The organism is Iodobacter sp., assembly GCF_025352645.1.
GTDB lineage: Bacteria > Pseudomonadota > Gammaproteobacteria > Burkholderiales > Chitinibacteraceae > Iodobacter.
Genome location: NZ_JANXSO010000094.1, coordinates 1 through 23,485 on the forward strand (window position 1 = coordinate 1; position 23,485 = coordinate 23,485).

The following is a 23,485-nucleotide window of genomic DNA, read 5'->3' on the forward strand; positions in this document are numbered from 1 at the left end:
GATAAAAATCGGGTCACTTGATCGTGACTTACTTCTTGATCCAGCGCGTCGGCCAGTCCTGTCGCAGTTGCTTTGCCGCAAGTTGCAATGAGGAAGTCGGTATAAAGTTCAAGTTCTTTAAGTTTCATGTTGTAAGGTTAACGGATTCGGGCTTTGGGTGCGTAACATCAGCTTTTTAATTCAACAATGATCTGCCCGCTAACCAGTAAATCGAGTCGAAATGCGTGCTCAACAATGGTGTTCTTGTGGTGAATTTTGCAATCCACTTGTCGTTCTGTAGTTAGCCCACGTAAAAATAGCTCGTGTACCAAGCATGTTTCGTAGGCAGATTCAAGCAAACTAGGCTCAATATGACGATGTACTTAAATGGCCGCTCCCAAAATATCATCGGTTAACTCGCTCAATTGCATCAGAAACCTCTATGAAGTATGCCTTACAGCTTCTTGAGTACTTACATGTTGCGACGAGTCTTGGGGGGCGGTGCTAGGCAACAAAAAACGAAGAGCTGGCTTAAATAAACCCTCACGATTTTCTCCGTGAAACTCCGTGTTCTCTGTGCCCTCCGTGGTTCAAGATTTGGGTTTCAGAAGCTTAAACCCCATGCTTCAAGCTGGCGGCGATGAAGCCATCTAGGTCGCCGTCCATGACGCCCTTGATATTGCCGACTTCGAAGCTGGTGCGCAGATCTTTGATTCGGCTCTGGTCAAACACATAAGAGCGGATCTGATGGCCCCAGCCGATATCGGATTTAGTTGCTTCCAATGATTGCTGCGCTTCCATGCGTTTACGCAGTTCCAACTCATACAATTTGGCGCGGAGCATTTTCCATGCTTCGTCACGGTTTTTGTGCTGGGAACGGTCATTCTGGCATTGCACGACGGTATTGGTCGGGATGTGCGTCAAGCGAACCGCAGAATCCGTTTTATTAATGTGCTGACCACCCGCGCCGGAAGCACGGTAGGTATCGGTACGTACATCTGCCGGATTGATTTCAATCTCGAAACTATCGTCCACTTCTGGGTAAACAAACACGGAGGCAAACGAGGTATGGCGGCGATTATTTGAATCGTAAGGCGAGCAACGAACCAAGCGATGAACACCTGTTTCTGTGCGTAAAAAGCCGTAAGCGTAATCACCAGTCAGTTTAATTGTTGCTTGGCTGATGCCGACGATATCGCCGTCCGATTGCTCCATCACTTCAACGGTAAAGCCTTTGCGCTCACCATAGCGAACATACATGCGTAGCAACATGCCCGCCCAGTCTTGCGCCTCCGTGCCGCCAGCGCCCGATTGAATATCGATAAAGCACGGCATTGGATCCATCGGATGATTAAACATCCGGCGAAATTCCAGCTCTTCTACGTGGGCAGAAATGGCATCCACATCATCAGACACGGCTTGCAGAGTATCGAAGTCGCCTTCTTCCTTGCCCATATCGAACAAGTCTTTGGCGTCAGAGAGGCCAGCGGAGACTTCATCCAGCACCACAACCACGCCTTCAAGCGCCTTCTTTTCTCGGCCTAATTCTTGGGCTTTTTTCTGATCATTCCAGATGTCTGGGTCTTCCGTCAGGCGCACAACTTCTTCAAGTCGATCACTTTTGCCGGGATAATCTAAGTATTTGCGGAGTTCTTCGCTGCGAGAGACCAAATCTTCAATTCGGTTCTCGATCTGATTAAGCTGTTCTGCTTCCATGCCTGTGGCTTTGTCCCATAAAGGCGGCTTGCAGTCTGCCTGACTTAAGCGATCGTTGCGAAGGGAAGTCCGGCTTGAGACACATATCGCGAATTTTTGAGGCGAATAGCGGGCTATTCAACGAAAAAATGCGTGAAATGTGGCCAAATCCGGCTTTTCCGCAGTAGATCAGTCTTAAGCCTGGCAGGCTGCAGACACTAAAGCGCGAAATTATACCGTGAGAGTGGCATTCAAGGGGAGTCTCAGATGGAAAATTGCTAAAAGTACGATTTACTCGGGTAGAGCGCCCTAGCACGCAGTAAGGATTACACAGGCGATAAAGCGCAGATTTTGCATGTTTATGCCTGCCTTATGCCTGCACAGAAATTTGCGGCAGGCTCACTTGAATAGGGCTGGTATTGCCATCGGCGCTGTACACGCTGGGAGTATCGGCGGCTTGTTTGCCTTCCTGCTCTAAAGCGATGGTGGCATTTTTGAGTGCATCGTCCATGCTTTTTAAGGCGTCTTTGTAGAGCGCTTTATCTGTTTTGATTTCTTTCTTGCTGTTTTGTATTTCCAAGGCCAGCAGCAGCTTCGCTTTTTGCATGATCTTTTTGGCTTCATCCAAAAAATCACGATCTTCTGCACTCATGCCGCTTTTTTGCGCGAGTGGGTTTGATGCTTGTTTTTCCTCTTGCCTTTCTTCTTGCTCCTTTACTTGTTGCTCGACTTTTTGTACTGCTTGCTGCGCCTCCTGACCAGCGTTCTCCACTGCCGGGGCCTCAGTAGGGGCCGTCGCCGTTGTGGTGGCTGTGCCCGCAATGGTTGGAGGTTGAACCGCGCCGCCGCTGACGCCTGCATATTCGGCTACCGCAGCGGCAATTTGCTTGGCTAGCCGTGCTGCGGCCGCCACATTGCTTTTGCCTATACCTGCAAACTTCAACATGCCTTCCAATTGCCGCTTCAGCATATCTAAGCGGCCCTTTGCCGCGCTTTTACGGCTGGAAACCGGATCGAACTTGGGTATTTTGAATTCAAACGAGGCGTTTTTTGTAATGTCTTCTTCCGCCGCGCCGTTATTGCTCACACGCTGCCGTGTAAAGTTTTGAATGGTGGCTTGCATTGATTCGGAGGCAATTTTCATGAGGAAAACCTTAAATTTGAAGCAAGCAGTCAGTCTGATTAAAGATATATCGAATAAACCCCACGAATCTTTAATGTTATTTATTATGTGAAAGCTTGTTTAGCGATGCTCGAAGAAGTTATCTAGTAAATTATTTCGTCAGTTTCGTTGAACTCGCCTTTTGCTGTATTTTAAATTGGGCTGGTTTTGTGAGGGGATTATCGAGAAATCACGCATCACGGCAAACGCGCCCGTTTTTATTTGAACGTGGGCTTGGTCAATCTGCTGGAAAAAGAAAAACGCGAAGGCAAAGCTGGCCGAATCGCACAGGCTTTAATGCGGGTAGATGTGGTGATTCTGGATGAGCTGGGCTAGCTACTAGGCAGGCGGTGGCGCATTGCTCTTTCATTTGTTGTCGAAGCTCTACGAGCACACCAGCGTCATCATCATCACGAACCTGAACTTTTCAGAATGGTCGAGCGTATTTGGCAACGCTAAGATGACTATGGCGCTGTTGGGCTGAGCGGTTTTAAGCTGAACATGAAGGCGTAAAAATAGCGGGCGCTGTTTGCTAGACTTATCCACCGTTGCCCAATCAAAAAGCAACGCCCAGCCCTGGGTCAAATTTCAATCTGCGTGAACAATCGAATCCTTAAACAGGAATATCCGATAGCGTAATTTTAACCACTAGACCACCTTCCACTCGATTGGTTAAGGTTAAGCTACCATTTAGGGAGGTAACGAGTTGCTGTGCAATAGCTAATCCCAGTCCGGTACCGCCTGTCATTCTATTACGTGAATTCTCTACTCGATAAAATGGCTGCATCACAGCATAAAGTTCATCTGGAGGGATACCTGGCCCTTGGTCCTGTACTTGAATAAGTATGTACTCGGCTTCTTGTTTCACAACTACTTCTGCACTACCTGCAAACTTCAAGGCGTTATCAATCACATTACTGAGAGTCCTGCGTAGCGCGAGTGGTTTAGTTAGCAATGACCCACTTAACTTGCCGAGGAGCATCACAGGCTGACCCGTATCTTGATAATCGCATACTAAGCTGTCAACAAGTGCATGAGGCTGGACGCGGCAAGTTTTTTCACTGCTACTTTCATTGGTACTAGCATAGGACACACCTTCACGGATCAATAAATTCATTTCCTCCAGATCTTGCAGTAATTTTATTTTGATCCCGTTATCTTCTATTAGCTCTGAACGTAATTTAATGCGGGTAATAGGTGTTTGCAGGTCATGTGAAATAGCCGCGAGGATATGCATTCGCTCCTGTAAATAAGCCGCGATTCGTTCCTGCATTGCATTAAATGCACATGCTGCCTTACGTACTTCTACTGGCCCCTCCTCGGGCATTTTAATTGCGATGGAGGTATGTGGGTTCATTGATTCAGCGGCCTGAGTCAGGATAGTTAACGGCCGTACTGCGCTACGTATAGCAAACCAGACTGTGCACAATAGCAAAATTAACTGACTGACCAATACGACAGGAAACCAAGGAATAAACGGCATGCTTCTCAGGGCCAAATCGATTGTGAGTGGGCTTCCGTCATTAAGGTGCAAATGCACCTGCAAATGGCTTTGGTTGTCAGAAGGGGTACTAAAACGCAAGGCATACAGCTCCCCAAGCGCATTCCTCAAGGACTGTGCAGTATCCTGCAAGCGCTTGTCCGTTAGGTATTCATCCCCCCCGCCTTCTTGTTGTATGTAATGATAGCTCACTCGATTAAGCCGTAATATCCACGCAGGACGCTCATTTGCAGGTAGGCGGTCTAGGATTGCCACCCCTGTAGCCACGTTGTACGTCATGTTACCTTGCATCATTATTTTAGCACTCTGCGCACGCTCGAATAATAGCAAGCTCAGAGTCAATCCGTTTGTCGACAACAGTCCAAACAACAAAATTAGCAGCAAGCGCGAAGCTAACGTTTTTGGCCACCATTGACAAACATACTTCATATTTTAGACTCACGTAACTCTACAGACATAGTGAACACATATCCCTCACTTCTTACGGTCTTAATATAAAACGGCTCCCGTGCATCGTCGTTTAACCGTTGCCTCAATCGACTTACCAATAGATCGATAGAACGTTCAAACAGGTCTGCATCACGCCCTTGTGTCTGATTGAGCAACTGATCACGGGTTAACACATGCTGCGGGTGATCGAGAAACACCCTTAGTAGACGGTACTCTGCACCACTCAATGCAACCATGACCCCGTCACTATCCATCAGGCTACGCGCGGTAGTGTCCAATACCCATACACCAAACGCTAAAAGACGTGCCGGTTCAGTTGTCCGTAAGCTGGGTGGCATCATACGTGTACGGCGTAATACCGTTTTGATGCGCGCGAGTAGTTCACGAGCAACAAACGGCTTCACCAGATAATCATCTGCTCCCATTTCTAAACCAACAATCCGATCAGTATCTTCACTTCTGGCAGTTACCAAAAGTATAGGCGTGGCCTTATGTCTACTGCTTCGCAATTCGCGGCACAGCGTCAGGCCATCATCGCCAGGCATCATGATGTCGAGTACTATCACATCTACGGGAGTTTTCTCCAGAAAGGCCCACATCTGGCGTCCGTCAGCGACTTCGGTAGTTCGGAGTCCATTCTTTTTCAGGTAATCAGCAATCAACCAACGAATTTCACTATCGTCATCTACAATCAAGACATGATCTGTATGTTCCACCGCAGCATCCTTATTTCAGGCTTTAAACAGATAAGTCAGTAGATTCTGTCTCATTAAGGGGAAAAGGTTAAGCAGAAGCCGTGTGATTGTGTTTTAGGCGGCCAAAGATAAAACTGTACTGCAGGGGACAATACGTACCCTGCAGAATGCAGAAATTGCCCCTTGCGTATCCTATGCAAGATGGCCATTGAGACCAGAGTCACACTTAAATCCCACTGAACCAGTTATAGCCCTGATCTTCCCAATAACCACCGGGATACTCGTTAGTAACAAAAATCGCGCCAATATGTTTGGCATTTTTGAAACCGAGCTTGGTCGGCATACGCAAACGCAGCGGATAACCATATTCGGGCGGCAAGGGTTTTCCGCCAAAATCTAGCGCCAGAATAGTCTGTGGATGCAGAGCAGTCGCCATATCAATACTGGAATAGTAGCGGTCATCACATTTGAAACCTACATATTTAGCGGTGAGATCGGCCCCAACTTGCTGCAGAAAGGTTTTTAGTGGTACACCACTCCATTGACCGATCGCGCTCCAGCCCTCAATACAGATAAGCCGAGTTATCTGGCTCTCCTGCGGCAAATGCTGTAACTGTTCCAATGTCCACGGAGCCTTCTTTTGCACTAATCCTGAAACCTCCAATCGGTAATTAGGTATATCGACTTCAGGAACATTGAATTCAGGATAATAGGCGTTAAAGCGGAACGGCATATCTATTTGATCTGGACGATATGTCTGTGCCAATTTCTCACCGTTAAACAGCCAGCGCTGCACGCGATCATTCCAGCGCGACATTTCCCACAGAACCTTATCGACCTGATCGCCATCCTGCAAATTACAGCCAGTTAGCATCGATACCGCACCGAGTGTTAACCCGGAACGTAGCAATAAGCGACGCTGAATATTGACCAGTTGTTTACGCTGTTCTGGCTCAATAATGATTCTTGGTGGTTTTGATTGATCACTCATCTGTGTTCTCCTGGATGTGTGCTTTTTTACCGCCGGTAATCATGGCGATAAAGGTTTTAGGCACCAATAGCACCATCAAAACATGGATTACCACAAACAACATCACACCGCTCATAGCAAAGAAATGCACGTAACGGGCACTACCGAACCCACCTAAAAGCCAGACCAGACCGCTTAGCTGCACCGGTTTCCAGATAGACAATCCGGACAGTACCAATAACGCCCCTAGCAGCAGTACGCTGACATACATCAGTCTTTGAACGGCATTATATTCACCGAGTTTGTGCGGCAAGGTAAACGTAAAAGCCCGTACAGTATCACGCCAGACAGACTTAGATGAAAACGGGAAAAAGCTTCGCTTAAAGTGCCCGCTGAACAAGCCCCACAGCAGGTAAAACAGAGCGTTGACCGCCATTAGCCACATAGTAGCTAAATGCCAAGCAATATTGCCACCTAACCAGCCACCCAGCGTTGTGCTTTGCGGAAAGGTGAAGGGAAAAAGGGGATAGGCATTATAAATACCCCATCCACTCATTATCATGCAGATCATTGCCAGCAGGTTTATCCAGTGGCTCAGGCGGATCTGCCACGGATGAATATTTTGCTTACACCGTGGAATTATTTTCGATAAAGGACGATTCACAAAGCGTCTCCGGCATATTCAATCTATTAGTTCGAACTGCCACGAAAAATATATAAACAGTAAGAAAATAGAAAATACCACACTATTTTTTCTAAAAACCTTCACAAACAGGTTCACCACTGGTTTACATTGGCGGAGTAATACCGTCTTTGCCAGCAGAAATAGCACGGATAACCGACTGACCTTTATCATCTTTCATGAAGAAGAGAATTACTTTTACGCCAGGCATCAACACACTACGATCGCTGGGAGTAATCAGAACAACTGGCACATCATCTGGGATGATGACCGTTTTTTCTGCATTATTAAATTTGATCGTTAGGGTGCGACCATTATTGTTCACTAGCTTGCCAACGGTGCCGTTGGTCATGGTGTTGATTTTACCGTCCGCCGATTCAAACGGGTTGAAACCTTCACCATTACCGCGAAGACTTGGCGAGAAAACGTGTACTTCCAACGCTTTCAGCGTACCGTCGGCCTGAGGTGCTGCAGCCGTACCGATGAAGCTGTTGGCTTTAATATCAGAAATTTTAGCTTTAGTGATGCTATTAATCTTGCTCTGATTAGTCAGTTTGACATCCAGTTTTCCCCCCTGACGCGTAATTATCTGTACGGAGTTACCATTCACCGACTCTATAGTTCCACGTGTAGGTCTGCTTACGTTGTCTGCTGCGAATGCAGAGCAGCACAAAAAAAGATAACTCAACACGGCACCAGCAAAGCGAGATGACATCGCCATTTTAATTCTCCATATTTTGTAGATTGAGAAAAACGTATCACTATCAGACACGGTTATGTCGTAATAAGGGAAATAGGCTTAATACATCATAATTCGTGTTTTCAAAGGTTTCACCTTATAACTGCAAGATTAAAGGCAGGGAAAGTATTATCTTTCTACTGCTCGACGAGTTAATTAAAACACTGCAATGTATCGCTGATATGTCGAGTAACGGCCCGAATGTAACTTAATATTTTTTTCTGCGGGTTAATTACATTGATATACAATTCAACAGTTAAGTTAAGAGTCTGAATAGGTTTTTTGGGGGGATTACCAAAGGAAACAACATTAAAAGGGGCACGTGCGGGGGCGGGGCATTTACGAGGATTGCTTAAAGGTCGAGGCACTCATACAGAAGTTCTGAAGCATTGTAAGGCTGAGCGATTAGAAGAAAATTATTTCCATGCTGTACTTGATGCCCCAAAATAGTTTGGGCAATGCCTGAACAGGTATGCTATCGATATTCTTGGTATCTTATCGAAAGTCCATCGTAAACTTGATAATGCTAATATCCGGTGGTTAACTGACGAGACACGGTCGGAAAGTAAACAGCAAGTATTTCTATCATGCTCCAGCCAATAAAAATGCGGCCCCTCTCAAGGCCGCATTTTTATATCTAAGTACCAAATTTCATTTAATCAAATACACAAATCCCATTAAATAAAACCCAATACTCAATCTACAAGCCAAGCCTAAACTAAGCCTCCTTCTCTTTTACACCGCCAAACGATGACGAATTTCGCGTAAGGCTGCGGACATCATGGCTAAATCTGGCGCTAATGTTTTCATTTCTTCAAACATACGGCGGCAGTGGGCGATGGCTGTTTCTTGGCTGCTTAACCATGATTCAACCCTTACTGCAGGCGTAGCACCTGGGCTTAGCTCCAAAGCTGCGCTGGTCAGAGCAATGTGGGCACGCTGCAGATCATCACGGCAGGCTAAGCGGGCCAGTGTTTGCCAGTGGTTGGCGCGTGGCAATTGCTCGATCAAGCCGTGCAACCAATCTAGCTCTAGCGCATCACCAAGGGCAAAGTGCACCGTTGCCACCGCGTCTACTTCTGCGGATTTTTTCTTAGTGAGCAGCGCGATATTCAGCAGCTGCGTTGCACCATCAAGGCAGGCACTTTGTCTGGCAAGGGCCGCAGGTACGCCTGCCTCTAGCCAGCTTTGGGTGATCTCTGCCTGTTTGGCTGAACCGGCATACCATTCTGGCAATTGCGGCAGCAGAGCTGGGATTTTGCCTTTTAGATCGCGGATCAGCTCTGCATAATCTGGCAGGGTGTCTTGGTTTTGCACCAGCCAACGTGTTGCGTGCTCTAACTGACGACGCTCACGCAGCAACATGGAATATTGCATAGTGGCCGGAATCGCGTTATCTAACGATTCAATAGCAACAAAACGGGCTTCGCTATCGAGCAGCTCGGTCGCATCGTACCAAGCACGCACAATCGTGGCTGGGGACAGCTCGGTTTCCTCAGAAAGACGGAACACAAAGCTGATGCCCATGCGGTTGATGGTGCGGTTGGTCAGCTCATTGGCCACAATTTCACGGCGCAGTGGATGCTCACCTAGGCGATCACCAAAACGATCAACCAGCGGTTTAGGGAAGTAAGCCACCAGTAGGCCATCCCAATCAGTGCTATCCGGTAAATCGCTTGCCAGCAAATCTTGGAATAGCGCCATTTTGGCGTAAGCCAGCAATACAGCCAGCTCTGGGCGCTCTAAGCCCTTGCCCTCTTGCTGACGTGCAGCGATTTGTGTGTCGGTTGGCAAGAATTCAATGCGGCGAGATAGGCGACCGCTTTTTTCCAGTGCTTGCATAAAGCGCTGATGCACCGGCAACAGCGAAGCAGTCTGCTGATATTCAAGGCTGATGGCTTCGGTTTGCAGATAGTTATCACGCAGTACCAAATGGCCCACTTCGTCGGTCATAGAAGCCAGCAGATCATTACGCTGCTTCATGGTGAGATCGCCACCGGCCATAATCCGCCCCAGCAAAATCTTGATATTGACTTCGTGGTCAGAGCAATCCACACCGGCAGAATTATCAATTGCATCCGTATGCACACGGCCACCGTGCGCTGCGTACTCAATGCGGCCCAACTGGGTAAAGCCCAAGTTGCCGCCTTCGGCGATCACTTTGCAGCGGAATTCCTTACCGTCGATACGCACGGCATCGGTGCCACGGTCATTCGCTTCGGCCGGAGTCTGAGTCGATGCCTTGCCGTATGTACCAATCCCACCGTTGTAGAACAGATCAACCGGCGCTTTCAGCATGGCGCGAATCAGCTCGCTTGGCTCCAGCTCATCAGCCTCTACATCAAGGATGGCTTTAACTTCTGCCGATAGCGGAATAGTCTTGGCATTGCGTGGCCAGATGCCGCCGCCCGCAGAGATCAACTCGGCGTTGTAATCGGCCCATGAGGAGCGGGGCAGATCAAACAAACGTGCGCGCTCTTTAAACGACACGGCAGGATCTGGGTTTGGATCAAGGAAAATATGGCGGTGATCAAACGCGCCTAGCAACTTAGTGTGCTCGCTACGTAGCAAGCCGTTACCAAACACGTCCCCAGACATATCCCCGACGCCAATCACGGTAAATTCATCGGTACGGGTATTGATGCCCAGCTCACGGAATTGACGCTCTACCGAAACCCATGCGCCCTTGGCGGTAATACCCATTTTTTTGTGGTCGTAGCCTACCGAGCCGCCCGAAGCAAAAGCATCGTCTAGCCAGAAACCATAATCGCGGGAAATGCCGTTGGCGATATCAGAGAAAGTGGCCGTGCCTTTATCGGCGGCCACCACCAGATAAGGATCATCCTCATCTAAACGATGGACTTGCAACGGGTGCACCACTTGCCCAGCCACCAAGTTATCGGTTAAATCCAGCAAACCACGGATAAAGTTTTTGTAGCATTCAATGCCACGCGCCATCAGCGTTTCGCGATCGCTCGGTGGGTTTTTCACCACAAAGCCACCTTTAGAGCCTACCGGCACAATCACAGTGTTTTTCACCATCTGTGCTTTGACCAGGCCTAAGACTTCAGTACGGAAGTCTTCACGGCGATCAGACCAGCGCAAACCTCCGCGAGCCACCTTGCCGCCGCGCAAATGCACGCCTTCCATTTCTGGCGAGTAAACAAAGATTTCAAATAGCGGCACAGGCTGCGGCATATTTGGAATACGAGCTGATTCAATCTTGAATGAGGTGTACGACTTAAGCTTGCCTTCGCTATCTTGCTGGAAGAAGTTAGTCCGTACCGTGGCCAAAATTGCGGCCAGCAAGCTGGATAAGATTTTTTCTTCGTCCACGCTGGATTGATTAGCGCAAGCTTGGCGAATTTCTTCAGCCAGAATCTCGGCCACACCGGCAGAATTAGTGACTGGATCATGCGTCATCACAAACAGAGCGGCTAGCTGTCCGCTGAGCTTGCCGTGGCGCAGTAGGCAATCTGCAATAATTTCAATGCCGTACTTCAGATTAACCTGACGCATATAGCATGAGTAAGCGCGTAGAATCAGTACTTCACGCCATGCTAGGCCTGCACCTAAGATCAAGCGGTTAAAGCTATCGTTTTCGCAAGCGCCTTCAAAAATAGCGGTAAACGCGGCGATCAAGCGTTCACGATCGATGCTGTTTTCTAGCGAAGTGCCTACAGGTAGGCGCAAGCCAATATCGATAATCCAAGCGTGTTCGGTTTGATCGAAAGTCAGCGCGTATGGGCGCTCATCCAACACGCGCACGCCAAGATTTTCGAGTAACGGCAGGCAATCGGATAGCTCAATAGGCTTGCCACGGTAGAGTTTCAAGCGCCACAGGGTAGGATCAACCACGCTACCTGGTGAAAGGGTAATGGCGATCTTGTCATTCTTTAAGCTGGCTTCTAGCGCTTCGATATCGTAAACCGCCACGCGGCCAGTGAAATCTGCGCAGTAAGCGGGGGAGAAGGCTCGCTGATAACGCTGATACAGCGCCGCACCGGTTTCTTCGCCACGCACATGGCTTAGCTGATTGCGTAAATCATCTTGCCAGCGTTGCGCGGCGCGGGCGATTTCGTCTTCAATCTCTTTGACGTCATAAACAATACGCTCGCCAACGGGCAGGTGAATCAGGAAGTGGATCCGTGCCAGTGGGCTGTCAGCCAGCAATACATTGAATTCAGCCTCATAACCACCAAGGCGCTCCATCAAGATTTTTTCTACTTTTACGCGCACTTCAGTGGTGTAGTTATCGCGCGGCACAAACAGCATCACCGATACATAGCGGCGGTATAGATCTTCGCGGAAGAAAGTACGTACGCGGCTGCGCTCGTGCAGGCTAACTACGCCCTGAGCAATACGTGCCAAGTCATCAATGCCGATTTCCAGTAGCTCATCGCGCGGATAGGTATCGATAACATTCAGTAGCGCTTTACCACGATAGCCGCCTACATCCGCATCGCTAGCCAGTAAGACGGCATTAATTTTTTTACGTACCAGTGGGATGTTGCGTGGTGGCGTGGTGTAAGCGCTGGCAGTATATAAACCAAGGATACGTAACTCACCGATGACTTTGCCTGTGGCATCTACTTCGCGCAGGCTCACCATGTCTAAATACACAGGGCGGTGAATCAGAGAGCGGGTATCGGCCTTGGTCATTAAAATAAGCTGATCGGCAGCATAAGCGCGTTGGCGCAGATCCACCGGCAGGGAGGCCCAAGTGTGCGATAGGCCAGAGTCGCCTGCATCACGCAGCAGGCCGTGGCCAGAGCCGCCAACAAAATGCAAGTCACCATTTTCTGCAAAGCGGTAATCACGCACGCCAAGGAAAATAAAGTGACCCGCCAGCATCCATTCTAAAAAGGCGCTGGTTTCACGCACCAGCACAATATCCAGCGGAGGCGGACGATGGCGCAAGCCTTCTAGTGCGGCCGTGACGCGATCAGCCATGGCAGGCCAATCAGTTACGCACGCATCCAGCATATCAAGGGCGTTGTTTAGATCATTCTCTAACTGGGTAATGGCATCACTAGCGGTGATGCGGTCTATTTCAATATGCATCCATGATTCGGCTGCGCCAGCTTCATCCATCTCTTGCCAATCGCCGTTTTCCTGACGTGCGACTTGCAATACTGGGTGCACCACCTGATGCACGCCATAGCCACGGCGCGCCACCGACATGCCGATGGTGTCAACTAAGAAAGGGCGATCAGGCTGGACGATTTCGATCACGGTATGGCTACTTTGCCAGCCGTGATCAGGTACGCTTGGATTATAAATACGCAATTTGCGTGTATTGGCCACGCGGTTGCGCGCCATGCGCCAATGCGCAAGTACCGCGCCAAACCAATCTTCCGGCGTTTTTTCTATTAAATCGTCTTCAGAAATGTGGGCGAAGTAAGCAGAGAGAAAATCTTGGGTGATCGGCTGGTCACTCGCCGCAGCAAGTTCACCTAGTGCTTTGAGTGTGGACAAAACGGTCATAACAGAAGCTCCGGTTCAGTGTGCCCTGACTCTATACCCACCTTTCAGGCATTGCCAGCTTTGGCGCATCATGATTTTCACTAATAGCAGGATTACAATAGTAAGAATATTGCAGCCAAGTTGTTGTTGTTAATGAATAAGCCTGACAGCATGTTATTTTTAACAATAGGGTAAATTGTAAACTTCAAGAATATTTAATTTATGAAACGTTCGGAAAAGCCATTCATTTCACGTAAGTAAAAACACCTATAGCCATATATTTACTGGCTTCTGCTTAAAAAAACGCGCTTTTATTTGCTTACTTTAAATAATGCCTTATGGTGTTTTTAAAACGATTGTTTCAATGAAATTAAATAAATAGGATTGTTTTTGTGATTAAAATATGCGCAACAAAAAGCGTATTTATTTCTTCATGTTTACACCCCAGTTACAAGGAAAAGACTTGTCTAGAGCAGAGCGTTTACTCACCTTAATGCAAAAATTGCGTTTGTATCATTACCCAGTCAGCGGCGCTATTTTGGCGGGTGAGCTAGGCATTAGCCTGCGTACGCTCTACCGCGACATTGCCAGCTTACAATCGCAAGGTGCGCAAATTGAGGGCGAAGCTGGCTTAGGATTTGTCTTAAGGCCAGGATTTACTTTGCCACCGCTGATGTTTAGCGTTGAAGAGATTGAAGCCTTGGCCCTAGGGGCTAAATGGGTGGCCAGCCGCACCGATGCCCGCTTAGGCACAGCGGCTAGCCACGCTTTAAGTAAGATTGCGGCAGTATTGCCCACAGAGCTGCGCTTAGAATTAGATACGGCGGCCTTACTGATCGGCCCTAGCCAACAGCCCAATGACTCTGACGAAATACTCGGCTTAATCAGAGAAGCCATCCGCCATGAATGTAAGCTAGAGCTGCATTATTTAGATGCGCAAGGCAAACAATCCACTCGCATCATCTGGCCCTGCGCCTTGGCTTTTTTTGATTACGCAAGAGTAGTGATTGCATGGTGCGAGGCACGCCAAGCTTTTCGCCACTTTAGGGTGGATAGAATTAAATCACTGCTATCACAAGAGCAGCGTTACCCCAAGCGCCGTCAAGCCTTACTAAAAGCTTGGCGAGTGGCAGAGGGGATTACCGAGCAAAGGCATTGATCTTGTTGCTTAGCAACTGAAGTAACGCAGTAGCCTCTGGCTAGATTTAGCTTGTGCTTAGTAATATCTGTCAGTGAGATTAAAAAGCGTATAGCCCACAAAGTTTGGATGGTGTGTTAACTACTGACAAAAACTGACACAAGCCCCCGCTAAACTTCAGGCATCACTAAAGCGACGGAGTTCCACCATGTTTAATCCTGATTTTGTACTGCTGTATGTAGATAGCCCAACGGCCAGCGCCATGTTTTACCAGAGCATACTAGGCCATGAGCCGATTGAGCTTTCTGCTACCTTTGCACTCTTTAAGTTGGAATCTGGCCTTAAGCTTGGCCTGTGGTCAAAACACACCGTGGAGCCAGCAGCGGGCACAACCGGGGGCGGGGTGGAGCTGGCGTTTTTGCTGCAAGGGCGGGAAGCCGTGCAAGCTCAGTACGAAATTTGGCGTAAGCAGGGCCTAGCCATCGCCCAAGAACCTACCGCTATGGATTTTGGCTACACCTTTGTGGCGCTCGATCCAGACGCGCATCGCTTGCGTGTGTACTCCCTAGAATGAAATACTGGATTGCCGTGATTTGTAGTGTGCACGTTGCACGTGGCGTGGCGGGTAGCTATATGCAAGTTTGTCATGGCAAATGCGGCCCTTTAAAACGCATCCAGCCCGGTGATTGGGTGGCGTATTACTCACCCAGCACGCAAATGGGCGGCAAAGATAAACTGCAATCTTTTACCGCCATCGGCATAGCAAGGGCAGGGGATCCTTATCCTTTTGATATGGGTGGCGGTTTTATTCCCTATCGCCGCGATGTGGATTGGCTGTCCGCACAGCCCGCCGCTATCCTGCCATTACTTGAACAATTAGATTTTTCTCGGGGTATTCGCAACTGGGGCGCACCATTTAGATTCGGCTTATTGGCTGTTAGCCCGCATGATATGCAAACCATTGCAAAAGCGATGGCGGCCGATCGTTCAAATAGCCCCGCCTTACACCCCATCCAAGCCACACAAAGCTCACTTTTTTAAAGGCTCTATATGCAAGCAAAACATGTTGAAGGTTTTTTAGTTTCGGGTTTAAGCACAAGAACCAAAAATAGCGATGAATTCAACCCCTCTACGGCGCAAATTCCGAAGCTATGGGGGCGTTTTTTCTCTGAAGGATTAGTGGATAAAATCCCAGAGCGCATCGCCAATTCACCTATTTATGGAGTGTATTCGGGATATGAATCCGATGCTAACGGCCAATATGATCTAACCGCTGGCGTTGCCGCATCTAGCCCAAGTGGCGATTTTAGCCACGTAGCCATTCAAGCGGGGCCGTACTTGGTTTTTGAAACGCGTGGCGCCATGCCTGCAGCGGTGATCCAAGCTTGGGGCAATGTTTGGGCCTATTTTGAGCAAAACCCACAAATTAAACGCAGCTTTATCAGTGATTACGAAGCCTATCTTGGGCCCAATGAAGTGCATATTTACATCGGCGTAGCGGCAGAATAAATATCGATTCCTGTAAAGTTGGCATGGGCTGCACCATATTGCAGCCCTCTACAAACCAGCTTTATCAAACAGGAAAACATATGCGTAAAACATTGATTAAGTTAATTACTTCTTTGTGTTCAGTGGTTTTTATCGTGGCTTGCGCGCAAATACCAAGCACTGATTCCACCGCCCAAACGCAGCAAGCCCAAGACTTATTAAGCTTAATCGCTCAACGTTTGGCCGTTGCGCCTTTAGTGGCTCAAAGTAAATGGAATTCGGGTGCTGCAATTAATGACCCAGCCCGTGAGCAATCCATCTTGGTGGATGTGCAAAAACGAGCCATCGCCATTGAGCTTGATCCTCAATTCGCCGCCGCATTTTTCCAAACTCAATTTGATGCGGGCAAATTAATACAAAGCCAGCTTCATCAACAATGGCGTTTACAAAAACAAACGCCCTTTATCCCCGCCCCCGATTTAGCCAAAGATGTACGTCCCGTCTTAGATGGCCTAACCCTGCAATTACTCATAAAGATAAAAACAGTACAAGCAGATTTATGCAAGCCAGAAACCAAGCGGGCATTAAACACTGCAACAGGGCCACTCGCGCAATTAAATCCAGAAGTAAGCGCAATAGCGCTCAGCACATTGCAATGCCCCTGAGTCATGGCCGCCCCATCTTATTTAAGTGGGGCAGATAAAGATTTTCATGGGTCAAGCTGGCTCAGCAAAATCAGTTAGCAGAACTTGGCCAGAGCCCCTGTGTCGAGGTGGTCAGTTAGCTTTTCCTTAGCCTCAAATAGGCTTAGAAACGGTGATCGGGCGTGCCGCAGTTGCTGATGCTACCCCATGAAACCCATGCTGGCCCACGGCAAAATGAGCAATAAATTTCGTTGTAGTGGTAGCCCGCGTTAATCAGCTGAAAAATCAAGCGGCTAAGTGTCATATCGCGGCAGCCCCATCTATTTCTTACAGTAATTACATCAACGTCTACCGTTGGATCTTCAACCAAGGTTTCTAAATTGTCATATGAAAGGCCGCGCTGGCCGTCGTAGCAGCAATCAATGATTTTATCCAGCGTTGCAATGCCGGTTACGCCGTTGCAGTGATAGCCTTCAAACTTAGTCAGGTTGTAATCGTGGCACTGCGCTCCTGCATTGATTATTTCTACTACCCCCACTGGACGGTTTGCGCCACGGCCGCAGTTATAAAACGTAGTAGTAAGGGTGCTGCCATGCGGCGCAAAAAAAGAAATTCCGGTGCCAGCAGGCACGGTAAATGTTCTACTCAAAGTGCTTCCAAATAATAGCTGCTCACCGTGCGCCGTAATCATGGCGGCATTGTGATGCCTGTTGCCATTGTTATTGGAGAAAACATAAAGCTGATCATTTAAAGCTCTTTTTCCTGCGGGCATGGTGCGCTCCGGTGAGGCTAAGGCCATTGTTATGGATTGTTGATCACAATGTGGCTGAGCCCAATTTTTAGAGGTGTATTACAGCGGCTCCAAAATGTAGGCGGGGCGTAATTGGCGTGTGCAACAGGAAAATCAGAAACCAACTGGCGCGACATCATAAAGGTATTGCCAAACTGCACACGCATTGTCCATGCGCCTGCACCGACATGGCCAATGAGGGCGCCTGCATCTGGTTCATGCCCATGAATTTGCCATTGTATTCCATTTGCATCTGCCCATCGAAATTTGAAGCCATATTGTGATCTTGGCTCAAACTCAAAAATATTTTGTTGCCCTGCAGGAATCGCCGCAAGAATATTGGCACAGGTGCCACCACCATCGATAACGCCAGGAGTTAAGGGGTTTACATGTGCTTGTACCAGTAGCTCAAAATCATATTGAGTTTGTGCGGTGGTTTTAACCGCTCCAGTGGGAATCCATTGGTCAGTGCCAAACAGATCTGCTAAGCCTTCAGGCATCTTATATTCCTGTTTATGTAGCCTTGCCGATTTTTTTACCGCAAGGATTAGTAAGTAAATTAAATTGATTCACTTAAGGTTTATTAATTATATTAGTTATTATTTTAAATAATGGCGTAATTATTCGCGACGGTACTAGAGGCGTATTTGAATTGCGGGCAAGTCCACTGACTGGCCGGGGATGGGGGGGCAGATAAGCTGAGGCTTATTTCAAGTAAGTGGCTTTATAGATAACGGATTGCTTATTTTTAGTCTTAAAAAAACATGATAAATGCCGTAAAAATAAGCAAACTACCCAGCAAGGCGAACTTATCTCAGATCATTGCATTTGCTTTTAGCTACTTGTTCAAGATTTGGCTTTTTCATTGCCCCGTCTCTGTTAGAATCCTGCCCCATGATACGACTTAAATCCCTCACTCTAAGACGCGGCACCAAGGTGCTGCTTAATTCTGCCGATTTAACTCTGCAACCGGGTAGCAAAACTGGTGTGGTAGGGGCTAATGGCGCAGGTAAATCTAGCTTCTTTGCGCTGATGCGCGGCGAATTACACCCAGATGCTGGCGATATTGAAATGCCGCCACGCATCACGATCAGCCATGTGGCGCAGGAAACGCCTGCGCTGGAATGCTCGGCGCTCGATTATGTACTGGATGGCGATAGAGAATTACGCCGTTTAGAGCATGAGTTAGAGCATGTTTCGCACGACGACGGTATTCGCCATGGCGAATTGCTCGGCGAATTTGATGCAATTGACGGCTATACCGCCGCATCGCGCGGATCAAAATTGCTGGCAGGTTTAGGCTTTTCTACGGAAGAGCTTAGCCATCCGGTATCGAGCTTTTCAGGCGGCTGGCGTATGCGGCTAAATCTGGCGCAGGCACTGATGTGCCGCTCAGATTTGCTACTACTGGATGAGCCAACCAATCACTTGGATTTAGAAACCGTGGTTTGGCTGGAGCAATGGCTAAAGACTTACCAAGGTATGCTGCTGGTTATTTCGCACGATCGCGATTTTCTTGACAACACCATCAAACAAATCTTGCACGTAGAGGGTGGGGCGCTGACGCTTTACACCGGTACTTACGAAGATTTCGAAAACCAGCGTGCCGAGCGTTTGTCTCTGCAACAACTGGCGTTTGATAAGCAGCAACGCACCATCAATCACCTTGAATCCTTTATTACCCGTTTTAAAGCCAAAGCCAGTAAGGCACGTCAGGCACAGAGCCGCGTGAAAGCGCTAGAAAAAATGGAGCGCATTTCTGCCGCGCACGTTGATTCACCGTTTACTTTTAGCTTCCGCGAGCCAGAAAACAGCCCTAATCCCTTGGTGAAATTAGAAAACGGCCAAGCGGGTTACGATATTAATCGTCCTATCCTTAAAAACCTGACGCTCAGCTTAGAAAACGAAGCGCGTTTAGGCTTGCTGGGTGTCAATGGCGCGGGTAAATCGACCTTTATTAAGGCTTTGGCTGGCGAAAATCCATTGTTACTGGGTGAACGCGAAGAAGGCAAGGGGCTAAAAATTGGTTACTTTGCCCAGCATCAGCTTGAGCATTTACGCCTAGATGAATCACCGCTCTGGCATATGCAAAAGATTGATCCAAATACGCGCGAGCAAGAGCACCGCAATTTCTTGGGTGGTTTTGACTTTAACGGTGCCATGGCCACCGGCAAGATCGAGCCATTTTCTGGTGGTGAAAAAGCCCGTTTAGCTTTAGCCTTGCTGATTTGGCAAAAGCCTAACTTGCTGCTGCTGGATGAGCCAACCAATCACTTAGATATCGAAATGCGCCAGGCGCTGACGATGGCACTGCAAGATTTCGAAGGCGCGATTATTGTGGTCTCCCACGATAGGCACTTGCTGCGTGCTACGGTGGATGATTTCTGGCTAATTGAAGACGGCACAGTACGCCCATTTGATGGTGATTTGGATGAGTACACCAAATACAGCCAGCAAAAGCGCAGCGAAGAAAACAGCGCCCTGCGTAATTCCAGTAGCGCGATTGATCGTAAGGCTCAGAAAAAACTTGAAGCCGATGCGCGTCAGCGTAATGCAGTGTTGCGTAAACCTGTAGAAAAGAAGCTAGCTAAAGTAGAAAAAGACATGGCGGGCTTTACGGCAGAGCTAGCTAAAATCACGGCCTTGCTTGCAGAAGAAAACATCTATCTAGCTGAAAAGAAAAATGAGCTAGAAGCGGCGCGTAATAAAGAAGCCGAGCTTAAAAAGAAACTAGAGCCATTAGAAGCACTATGGCTGGAGATTTCTGATGAGCTGGAAGCGCTGCGCTAAGAAGATGCCTTAATCAAGCCTGCTTTCTGCTACCAACCCCAAAAGCGAGATACCCCATCGATGCTTTTGGGGTTTTTTATTATGACAAAGCATAAAGTGACTCATTTATATTGCGCCTTAATGAGTCGAGCCCAAGCGCTTTTATTAAAAATATTAATTCCAGAGCTGAGGTATAGTGAAAAATTAAATCCTGAATATTCACATGCGATATTCAGGATTGGCGGATATCGGGCTTGGCTATTTTGTGATTTACTGGCTTCATCTCTATAGTGAGTAAGCCCCTTTGCTTTAACCATCGCAATACCTAGGATATATATTTAATTTGCGAACAAAACTCCAATTGAAGCCAGCACTAAAAATCCCCTTTTTTTTGCGCTTTAATAGCAAAGCGCCGCAAAGGTCAGCGGCTTTGCCTGCGCATGAAATTCGCTGCACTCAGTGTGATTTGCTGCAAATAATGGATGCACTCCAGCCAGGGCAGGAGGCGAGCTGCAGCCGCTGTGGCCATCATTTAGTCCGGATTCATCGTCACCCCTTTGATGCATCACTCGCGTATGCCTTGGGGGCATTGATACTTCTCGTTTTAAGCTGCTTATTTCCTTTGCTGCGCCTAAAAATTGCGGGCAATTTCAGTGAAATGACTTTTTTAAGCAGCGCAAAAGCCTTGATTGATGCAGATTTTGGCCTCGTTGCTAATGTACTTTTAAGCTGTGTGCTATTTACCCCCGCTGTTTTTTTATGCGCCATTGTGTATCTAGCGCTAGCACTAAAATATGCCAAATATTGGCCGGGTATGCGCAGCGTGCTTAGGCTTGCTGTTTTGCTTGAGCCTTGGATGATGGCCGATGTCTTTGTGATTGGTATCTTGGTCAGCTTAATTAAGCTAGCCTCTTTGGCGCAAATAGCACTGGGCTTATCTTTTTGGGCCATGCTACTGTTCTCAATTGCCTTAACTAAAACCGTTGTGGTGTTTGATGCGCATTGGTTTGGCTTTCAACTTGATCAGCTAGAAGGCTTGCCCGCCCAAAAATTACGAGGGGAGGGCGCGGTTTCTTGCTATGTGTGCGGCTTTTTTAATCCACAACAAGCATTAAAGTGCGAGCGTTGCTACGCGCGCTTGCATCGGCGCAAGCCACATAGTTTATCCATGTCTTGGGCGTTATTAGTGACGGCCATCTTGCTATATATTCCTGCCAATATCTATCCCATGATGATCACCGAGTCCCTAGGGGATAAAACGCCATCAACCATTTTGCAAGGCGTGTTATTGCTGTGGAATATGGGTTCCTACCCTGTGGCTATTATTATCTTTATTGCCAGTGTGCTTATCCCGCTGGTGAAATTCATTTCAATTACTTTGCTGTGTCTTTCAACCCAAAAAAAGCCAAACCATAAAGCTTTGCATTACACACGCCTTTATCGTATGACCGAGCTAATAGGGCGCTGGTCTATGGTGGATGTGTTTGTGGTGGTTATTCTGGTGGCGCTGATTCATTTGGGGCAATTGATGTCGGTTTACCCTGGCGTTGCCGCGGTTTCTTTTGCTGGAATGGTGGTGTTTACCATGCTGGCTGCTTTAAGTTTTGATGTGCGCCTGATTTGGGATGCACAGGATGCTCAGGATCTTTCCAATGGAAAATGAAAACGAATTACCGCATGCCAACACAGGCTGGCTTCGGCGTGTCTCTTTAGTTTGGCTCGTGCCTTTGGCTGCCTTGCTAGTAGGCGCATGGATGATTTTTGATACTTGGCGACACCAAGGGGAGGAGGTGATCTTGTATTTGCCTAACGCAGAAGGCATTGAGGTCGGTAAAACCACGGTAAAAGTGTTGTCTGTTAATGTGGGAAGGGTCAGCGATGTAGAGCTGGATGTGGCTGCGCATCGGGTGCGCATTACGGCCAAACTAGATGTGAATGCGCGCAGCTTGCTGAATAAAGACAGCCAGTTTTGGGTGGTCAAGCCACGGGTTGATCGCAGTGGAATTAGCGGCTTATCTACACTCCTTTCCGGATCTTTTATTCAGCTCAATCCTGGTAAATCCACCACCATGAGCAGTAAGTTTAATATGCTAAGTGAGCCCCCCGTCACCTCATCTGACGTACCAGGCTTGCGCTTAGCTCTTTCAGGGCGCGGCGTAAAAGTATTAAGGGTGGGCGACCCAGTGCTGTATCAAAATTTTGAAGTGGGCCGTGTAGAAAAAGCGGATTTTGATCCCGAGCAAAGGGAGATGACATACCGCTTATATATTCAGCGCCCTTATGACCGTTTAGTAACGATGAACTCCCGATTCTGGGTAGCCAGTGGCGTGCAACTCTCGCTTAATTCAGATGGAATTAAGCTTAACACCGGCTCAATGGAATCCATGCTCTCTGGTGGGATTGCTTTTGGGGTGCCAGACAATACCCCTTTGGGTGAACAGGTCCGTGATCAAACCAGTTTTACTTTGTTTGCAGATGAAGCCAGCTCGCTAGAGCGCCAATTTGAACGCCGCCTACCTTACATTGCTCTATTTAAAGAATCTGTGCGCGGCTTAAAACCTGGCGCACCTGTAGAGCTGCGTGGTTTAAGAATTGGTACCGTGGGAGCAGTACCTTACGCCATCCCAAAACTAGAAAACAAAACCCGTAAAACTCATGGCATCCCTGTGTTGATCTATCTGGAGCTAGGGCGCTTAGCCACGGGTGCAGAAAAAGAAAACGATGACTATTGGCGCAAAGTGATCGCCACCCAGATCCGTACTGGCATGGTGTTGAAACTTAAAAATGGGAACCTACTGACAGGGGCCTTGTATGTTGATGTTGATTTTAGCGGCAAACCATTACAAAAACCTTTAGAAACATATGCGAACCTAACTGTATTACCAAGCAGTGATGGTGGCTTAGCTCAAATCGAAAACAAAGTGATTGCCTTATTAGACAAGCTAAACGGGCTAAAAATAGAGGGTGTGCTTGCTCAAGGCAATAAGACGCTAGACGAAACCGGCAGGCTAGCCAGCGATGTACGCGGCCTAGTTAAAACATTGGATGATTTCGCGCAGCAACCACAGGTACAACATTTACCTGCCGAATTACAACAAACCTTAAGCAGGCTGCAAGGCACATTAAATACTGTTGGCAGCACCCTAGATGATTACTCTGGGCAATCACCCGCTTACGGCGAGTTAAACCGCGCTTTGGGCAATCTAAACCAAATCTTGCAAGAGGCAAGGCCGGTGATTCGCACCCTCAATGAAAAACCGAATGCGCTCTTGTTCGATCGTAAGCAAGAAGACATTCAACCCAAAGGGGCAAAGTAG

General features: G+C 48.0%; 19 protein-coding genes and 2 pseudogenes. 9 read left to right on the forward strand and 12 right to left on the reverse strand.

Translation table 11 applies throughout. The features are described from left to right. From Q0R17_RS10550 to Q0R17_RS10565, 4 genes and pseudogenes are all read right to left on the reverse strand, one after another. A pseudogene (locus tag Q0R17_RS10550) lies at window positions 1-128 on the reverse strand (IS701 family transposase); the annotation flags it as partial. Between the two features lie 39 nt (window positions 129-167). Further along, on the reverse strand, window positions 168-350 hold the full coding sequence (locus Q0R17_RS10555; RefSeq protein ID WP_293934983.1) for a GxxExxY protein: 183 nt from the start codon (window positions 348-350) through the stop codon (window positions 168-170). Window positions 351-591: 241 nt separating this feature from the next. After that, the gene (gene prfB, locus Q0R17_RS10560; protein WP_293934879.1) at window positions 592-1,695 is read right to left on the reverse strand and encodes a peptide chain release factor 2; all 1,104 of its coding nucleotides are present in this window, start codon (window positions 1,693-1,695) and stop codon (window positions 592-594) included. Between the two features lie 349 nt (window positions 1,696-2,044). Further along, entirely contained in the window at window positions 2,045-2,818 is a 774-nt protein-coding gene (locus tag Q0R17_RS10565) for a hypothetical protein (RefSeq protein WP_293934882.1), read from the reverse strand. A gap of 207 nt (window positions 2,819-3,025) precedes the next feature. On the opposite strand from Q0R17_RS10565, the pseudogene Q0R17_RS10570 reads away from it, so the two are divergent. Then, window positions 3,026-3,314, forward strand: a pseudogene (locus tag Q0R17_RS10570) (ATP-binding protein); the annotation flags it as partial. A 135-nt stretch (window positions 3,315-3,449) separates the two neighbouring features. Here the strand turns inward: Q0R17_RS10570 and Q0R17_RS10575 are convergent. From Q0R17_RS10575 to Q0R17_RS10600, 6 genes are all read right to left on the reverse strand, one after another. Beyond that, complete coding sequence (locus Q0R17_RS10575; RefSeq protein WP_293934884.1) at window positions 3,450-4,631, reverse strand: ATP-binding protein; 1,182 nt, start codon at window positions 4,629-4,631, stop codon at window positions 3,450-3,452. 131 nt (window positions 4,632-4,762) lie between these two features. Further along, entirely contained in the window at window positions 4,763-5,503 is a 741-nt protein-coding gene (locus tag Q0R17_RS10580; RefSeq protein WP_293934887.1) for a response regulator, read from the reverse strand. Window positions 5,504-5,708: 205 nt separating this feature from the next. Continuing rightward, complete coding sequence (locus Q0R17_RS10585) at window positions 5,709-6,473, reverse strand: molybdopterin-dependent oxidoreductase (RefSeq protein WP_293934890.1); 765 nt, start codon at window positions 6,471-6,473, stop codon at window positions 5,709-5,711. After that, entirely contained in the window at window positions 6,466-7,116 is a 651-nt protein-coding gene (locus Q0R17_RS10590) for a cytochrome b/b6 domain-containing protein (protein WP_293934893.1), read from the reverse strand. The genes Q0R17_RS10585 and Q0R17_RS10590 overlap by 8 nt, the downstream gene beginning before the upstream one ends. 124 nt (window positions 7,117-7,240) lie before the next feature. Beyond that, window positions 7,241-7,855 (reverse strand): hypothetical protein, encoded by a 615-nt coding sequence (locus Q0R17_RS10595; protein ID WP_293934896.1) that lies wholly within the window; start codon window positions 7,853-7,855, stop codon window positions 7,241-7,243. Window positions 7,856-8,608: 753 nt separating this feature from the next. Further along, window positions 8,609-13,360, reverse strand: coding sequence for an NAD-glutamate dehydrogenase (locus Q0R17_RS10600; RefSeq protein ID WP_293934899.1), 4,752 nt, complete (start codon window positions 13,358-13,360; stop codon window positions 8,609-8,611). A gap of 442 nt (window positions 13,361-13,802) precedes the next feature. Between Q0R17_RS10600 and Q0R17_RS10605 the strand changes: the two genes are divergently transcribed. From Q0R17_RS10605 to aroQ, 5 genes are all read left to right on the forward strand, one after another. Next, the gene (locus Q0R17_RS10605) at window positions 13,803-14,498 is read left to right on the forward strand and encodes a YafY family protein (RefSeq protein ID WP_293934902.1); all 696 of its coding nucleotides are present in this window, start codon (window positions 13,803-13,805) and stop codon (window positions 14,496-14,498) included. Between the two features lie 187 nt (window positions 14,499-14,685). Beyond that, the gene (locus Q0R17_RS10610) at window positions 14,686-15,051 is read left to right on the forward strand and encodes a VOC family protein (RefSeq protein WP_293934905.1); all 366 of its coding nucleotides are present in this window, start codon (window positions 14,686-14,688) and stop codon (window positions 15,049-15,051) included. Continuing rightward, window positions 15,048-15,518, forward strand: coding sequence for an EVE domain-containing protein (locus Q0R17_RS10615; RefSeq protein ID WP_293934908.1), 471 nt, complete (start codon window positions 15,048-15,050; stop codon window positions 15,516-15,518). Before Q0R17_RS10610 ends, Q0R17_RS10615 begins: the two co-directional genes overlap by 4 nt. 9 nt (window positions 15,519-15,527) lie before the next feature. After that, window positions 15,528-15,986, forward strand: a complete 459-nt coding sequence (locus Q0R17_RS10620; RefSeq protein WP_293934911.1) for a GyrI-like domain-containing protein — start codon at window positions 15,528-15,530, stop codon at window positions 15,984-15,986. 80 nt (window positions 15,987-16,066) lie between these two features. Next, window positions 16,067-16,630, forward strand: coding sequence for a gamma subclass chorismate mutase AroQ (aroQ, locus tag Q0R17_RS10625; protein ID WP_293934914.1), 564 nt, complete (start codon window positions 16,067-16,069; stop codon window positions 16,628-16,630). A gap of 142 nt (window positions 16,631-16,772) precedes the next feature. Here the strand turns inward: aroQ and Q0R17_RS10630 are convergent, their stop codons facing one another. Both Q0R17_RS10630 and Q0R17_RS10635 read right to left on the reverse strand, forming a co-directional pair. Continuing rightward, window positions 16,773-17,381 carry a putative adhesin gene (locus Q0R17_RS10630; protein ID WP_293934916.1) on the reverse strand — a complete coding sequence of 203 codons (609 nt, stop codon included), beginning with the start codon at window positions 17,379-17,381 and terminating at the stop codon, window positions 16,773-16,775. A gap of 29 nt (window positions 17,382-17,410) precedes the next feature. Next, window positions 17,411-17,899 (reverse strand): hypothetical protein, encoded by a 489-nt coding sequence (locus Q0R17_RS10635; protein WP_293934917.1) that lies wholly within the window; start codon window positions 17,897-17,899, stop codon window positions 17,411-17,413. 394 nt (window positions 17,900-18,293) lie between these two features. On the opposite strand from Q0R17_RS10635, the gene Q0R17_RS10640 reads away from it, so the two are divergent. The 3 genes from Q0R17_RS10640 (at window position 18,294) to pqiB (ending at window position 23,485) form a co-directional block, all read left to right on the forward strand. Further along, entirely contained in the window at window positions 18,294-20,189 is a 1,896-nt protein-coding gene (locus Q0R17_RS10640) for an ATP-binding cassette domain-containing protein (RefSeq protein WP_293934920.1), read from the forward strand. Window positions 20,190-20,598: 409 nt separating this feature from the next. Further along, window positions 20,599-21,831: a paraquat-inducible protein A gene (locus tag Q0R17_RS10645; RefSeq protein WP_293934985.1), complete on the forward strand. Its 1,233-nt coding sequence runs from the start codon at window positions 20,599-20,601 to the stop codon at window positions 21,829-21,831. Beyond that, window positions 21,821-23,485, forward strand: a complete 1,665-nt coding sequence (gene pqiB / locus Q0R17_RS10650) for an intermembrane transport protein PqiB (RefSeq protein WP_293934922.1) — start codon at window positions 21,821-21,823, stop codon at window positions 23,483-23,485. The genes Q0R17_RS10645 and pqiB overlap by 11 nt, the downstream gene beginning before the upstream one ends.

Excerpts from the sequence above, each read along its gene's own strand:
- Q0R17_RS10585 (WP_293934890.1), bottom strand. The coding sequence starts at position 6,473 with ATGAGTGATCAATCAAAACCACCAAGAATCATTATTGAGCCAGAACAG.
- Q0R17_RS10575 (WP_293934884.1), bottom strand. The coding sequence starts at position 4,631 with ATGATGCAAGGTAACATGACGTACAACGTGGCTACAGGGGTGGCAATC.
- Q0R17_RS10635 (WP_293934917.1), bottom strand. The coding sequence starts at position 17,899 with ATGCCTGAAGGCTTAGCAGATCTGTTTGGCACTGACCAATGGATTCCC.
- Q0R17_RS10615 (WP_293934908.1), top strand. The coding sequence starts at position 15,048 with ATGAAATACTGGATTGCCGTGATTTGTAGTGTGCACGTTGCACGTGGC.
- Q0R17_RS10630 (WP_293934916.1), bottom strand. The coding sequence starts at position 17,381 with ATGCCCGCAGGAAAAAGAGCTTTAAATGATCAGCTTTATGTTTTCTCC.
- Q0R17_RS10620 (WP_293934911.1), top strand. The coding sequence starts at position 15,528 with ATGCAAGCAAAACATGTTGAAGGTTTTTTAGTTTCGGGTTTAAGCACA.
- Q0R17_RS10565 (WP_293934882.1), bottom strand. The coding sequence starts at position 2,818 with ATGAAAATTGCCTCCGAATCAATGCAAGCCACCATTCAAAACTTTACA.
- pqiB (WP_293934922.1), top strand. The coding sequence starts at position 21,821 with ATGGAAAATGAAAACGAATTACCGCATGCCAACACAGGCTGGCTTCGG.
- Q0R17_RS10610 (WP_293934905.1), top strand. The coding sequence starts at position 14,686 with ATGTTTAATCCTGATTTTGTACTGCTGTATGTAGATAGCCCAACGGCC.
- prfB (WP_293934879.1), bottom strand. The coding sequence starts at position 1,695 with ATGGAAGCAGAACAGCTTAATCAGATCGAGAACCGAATTGAAGATTTG.
- aroQ (WP_293934914.1), top strand. The coding sequence starts at position 16,067 with ATGCGTAAAACATTGATTAAGTTAATTACTTCTTTGTGTTCAGTGGTT.
- Q0R17_RS10640 (WP_293934920.1), top strand. The coding sequence starts at position 18,294 with ATGATACGACTTAAATCCCTCACTCTAAGACGCGGCACCAAGGTGCTG.
- Q0R17_RS10600 (WP_293934899.1), bottom strand. The coding sequence starts at position 13,360 with ATGACCGTTTTGTCCACACTCAAAGCACTAGGTGAACTTGCTGCGGCG.
- Q0R17_RS10595 (WP_293934896.1), bottom strand. The coding sequence starts at position 7,855 with ATGGCGATGTCATCTCGCTTTGCTGGTGCCGTGTTGAGTTATCTTTTT.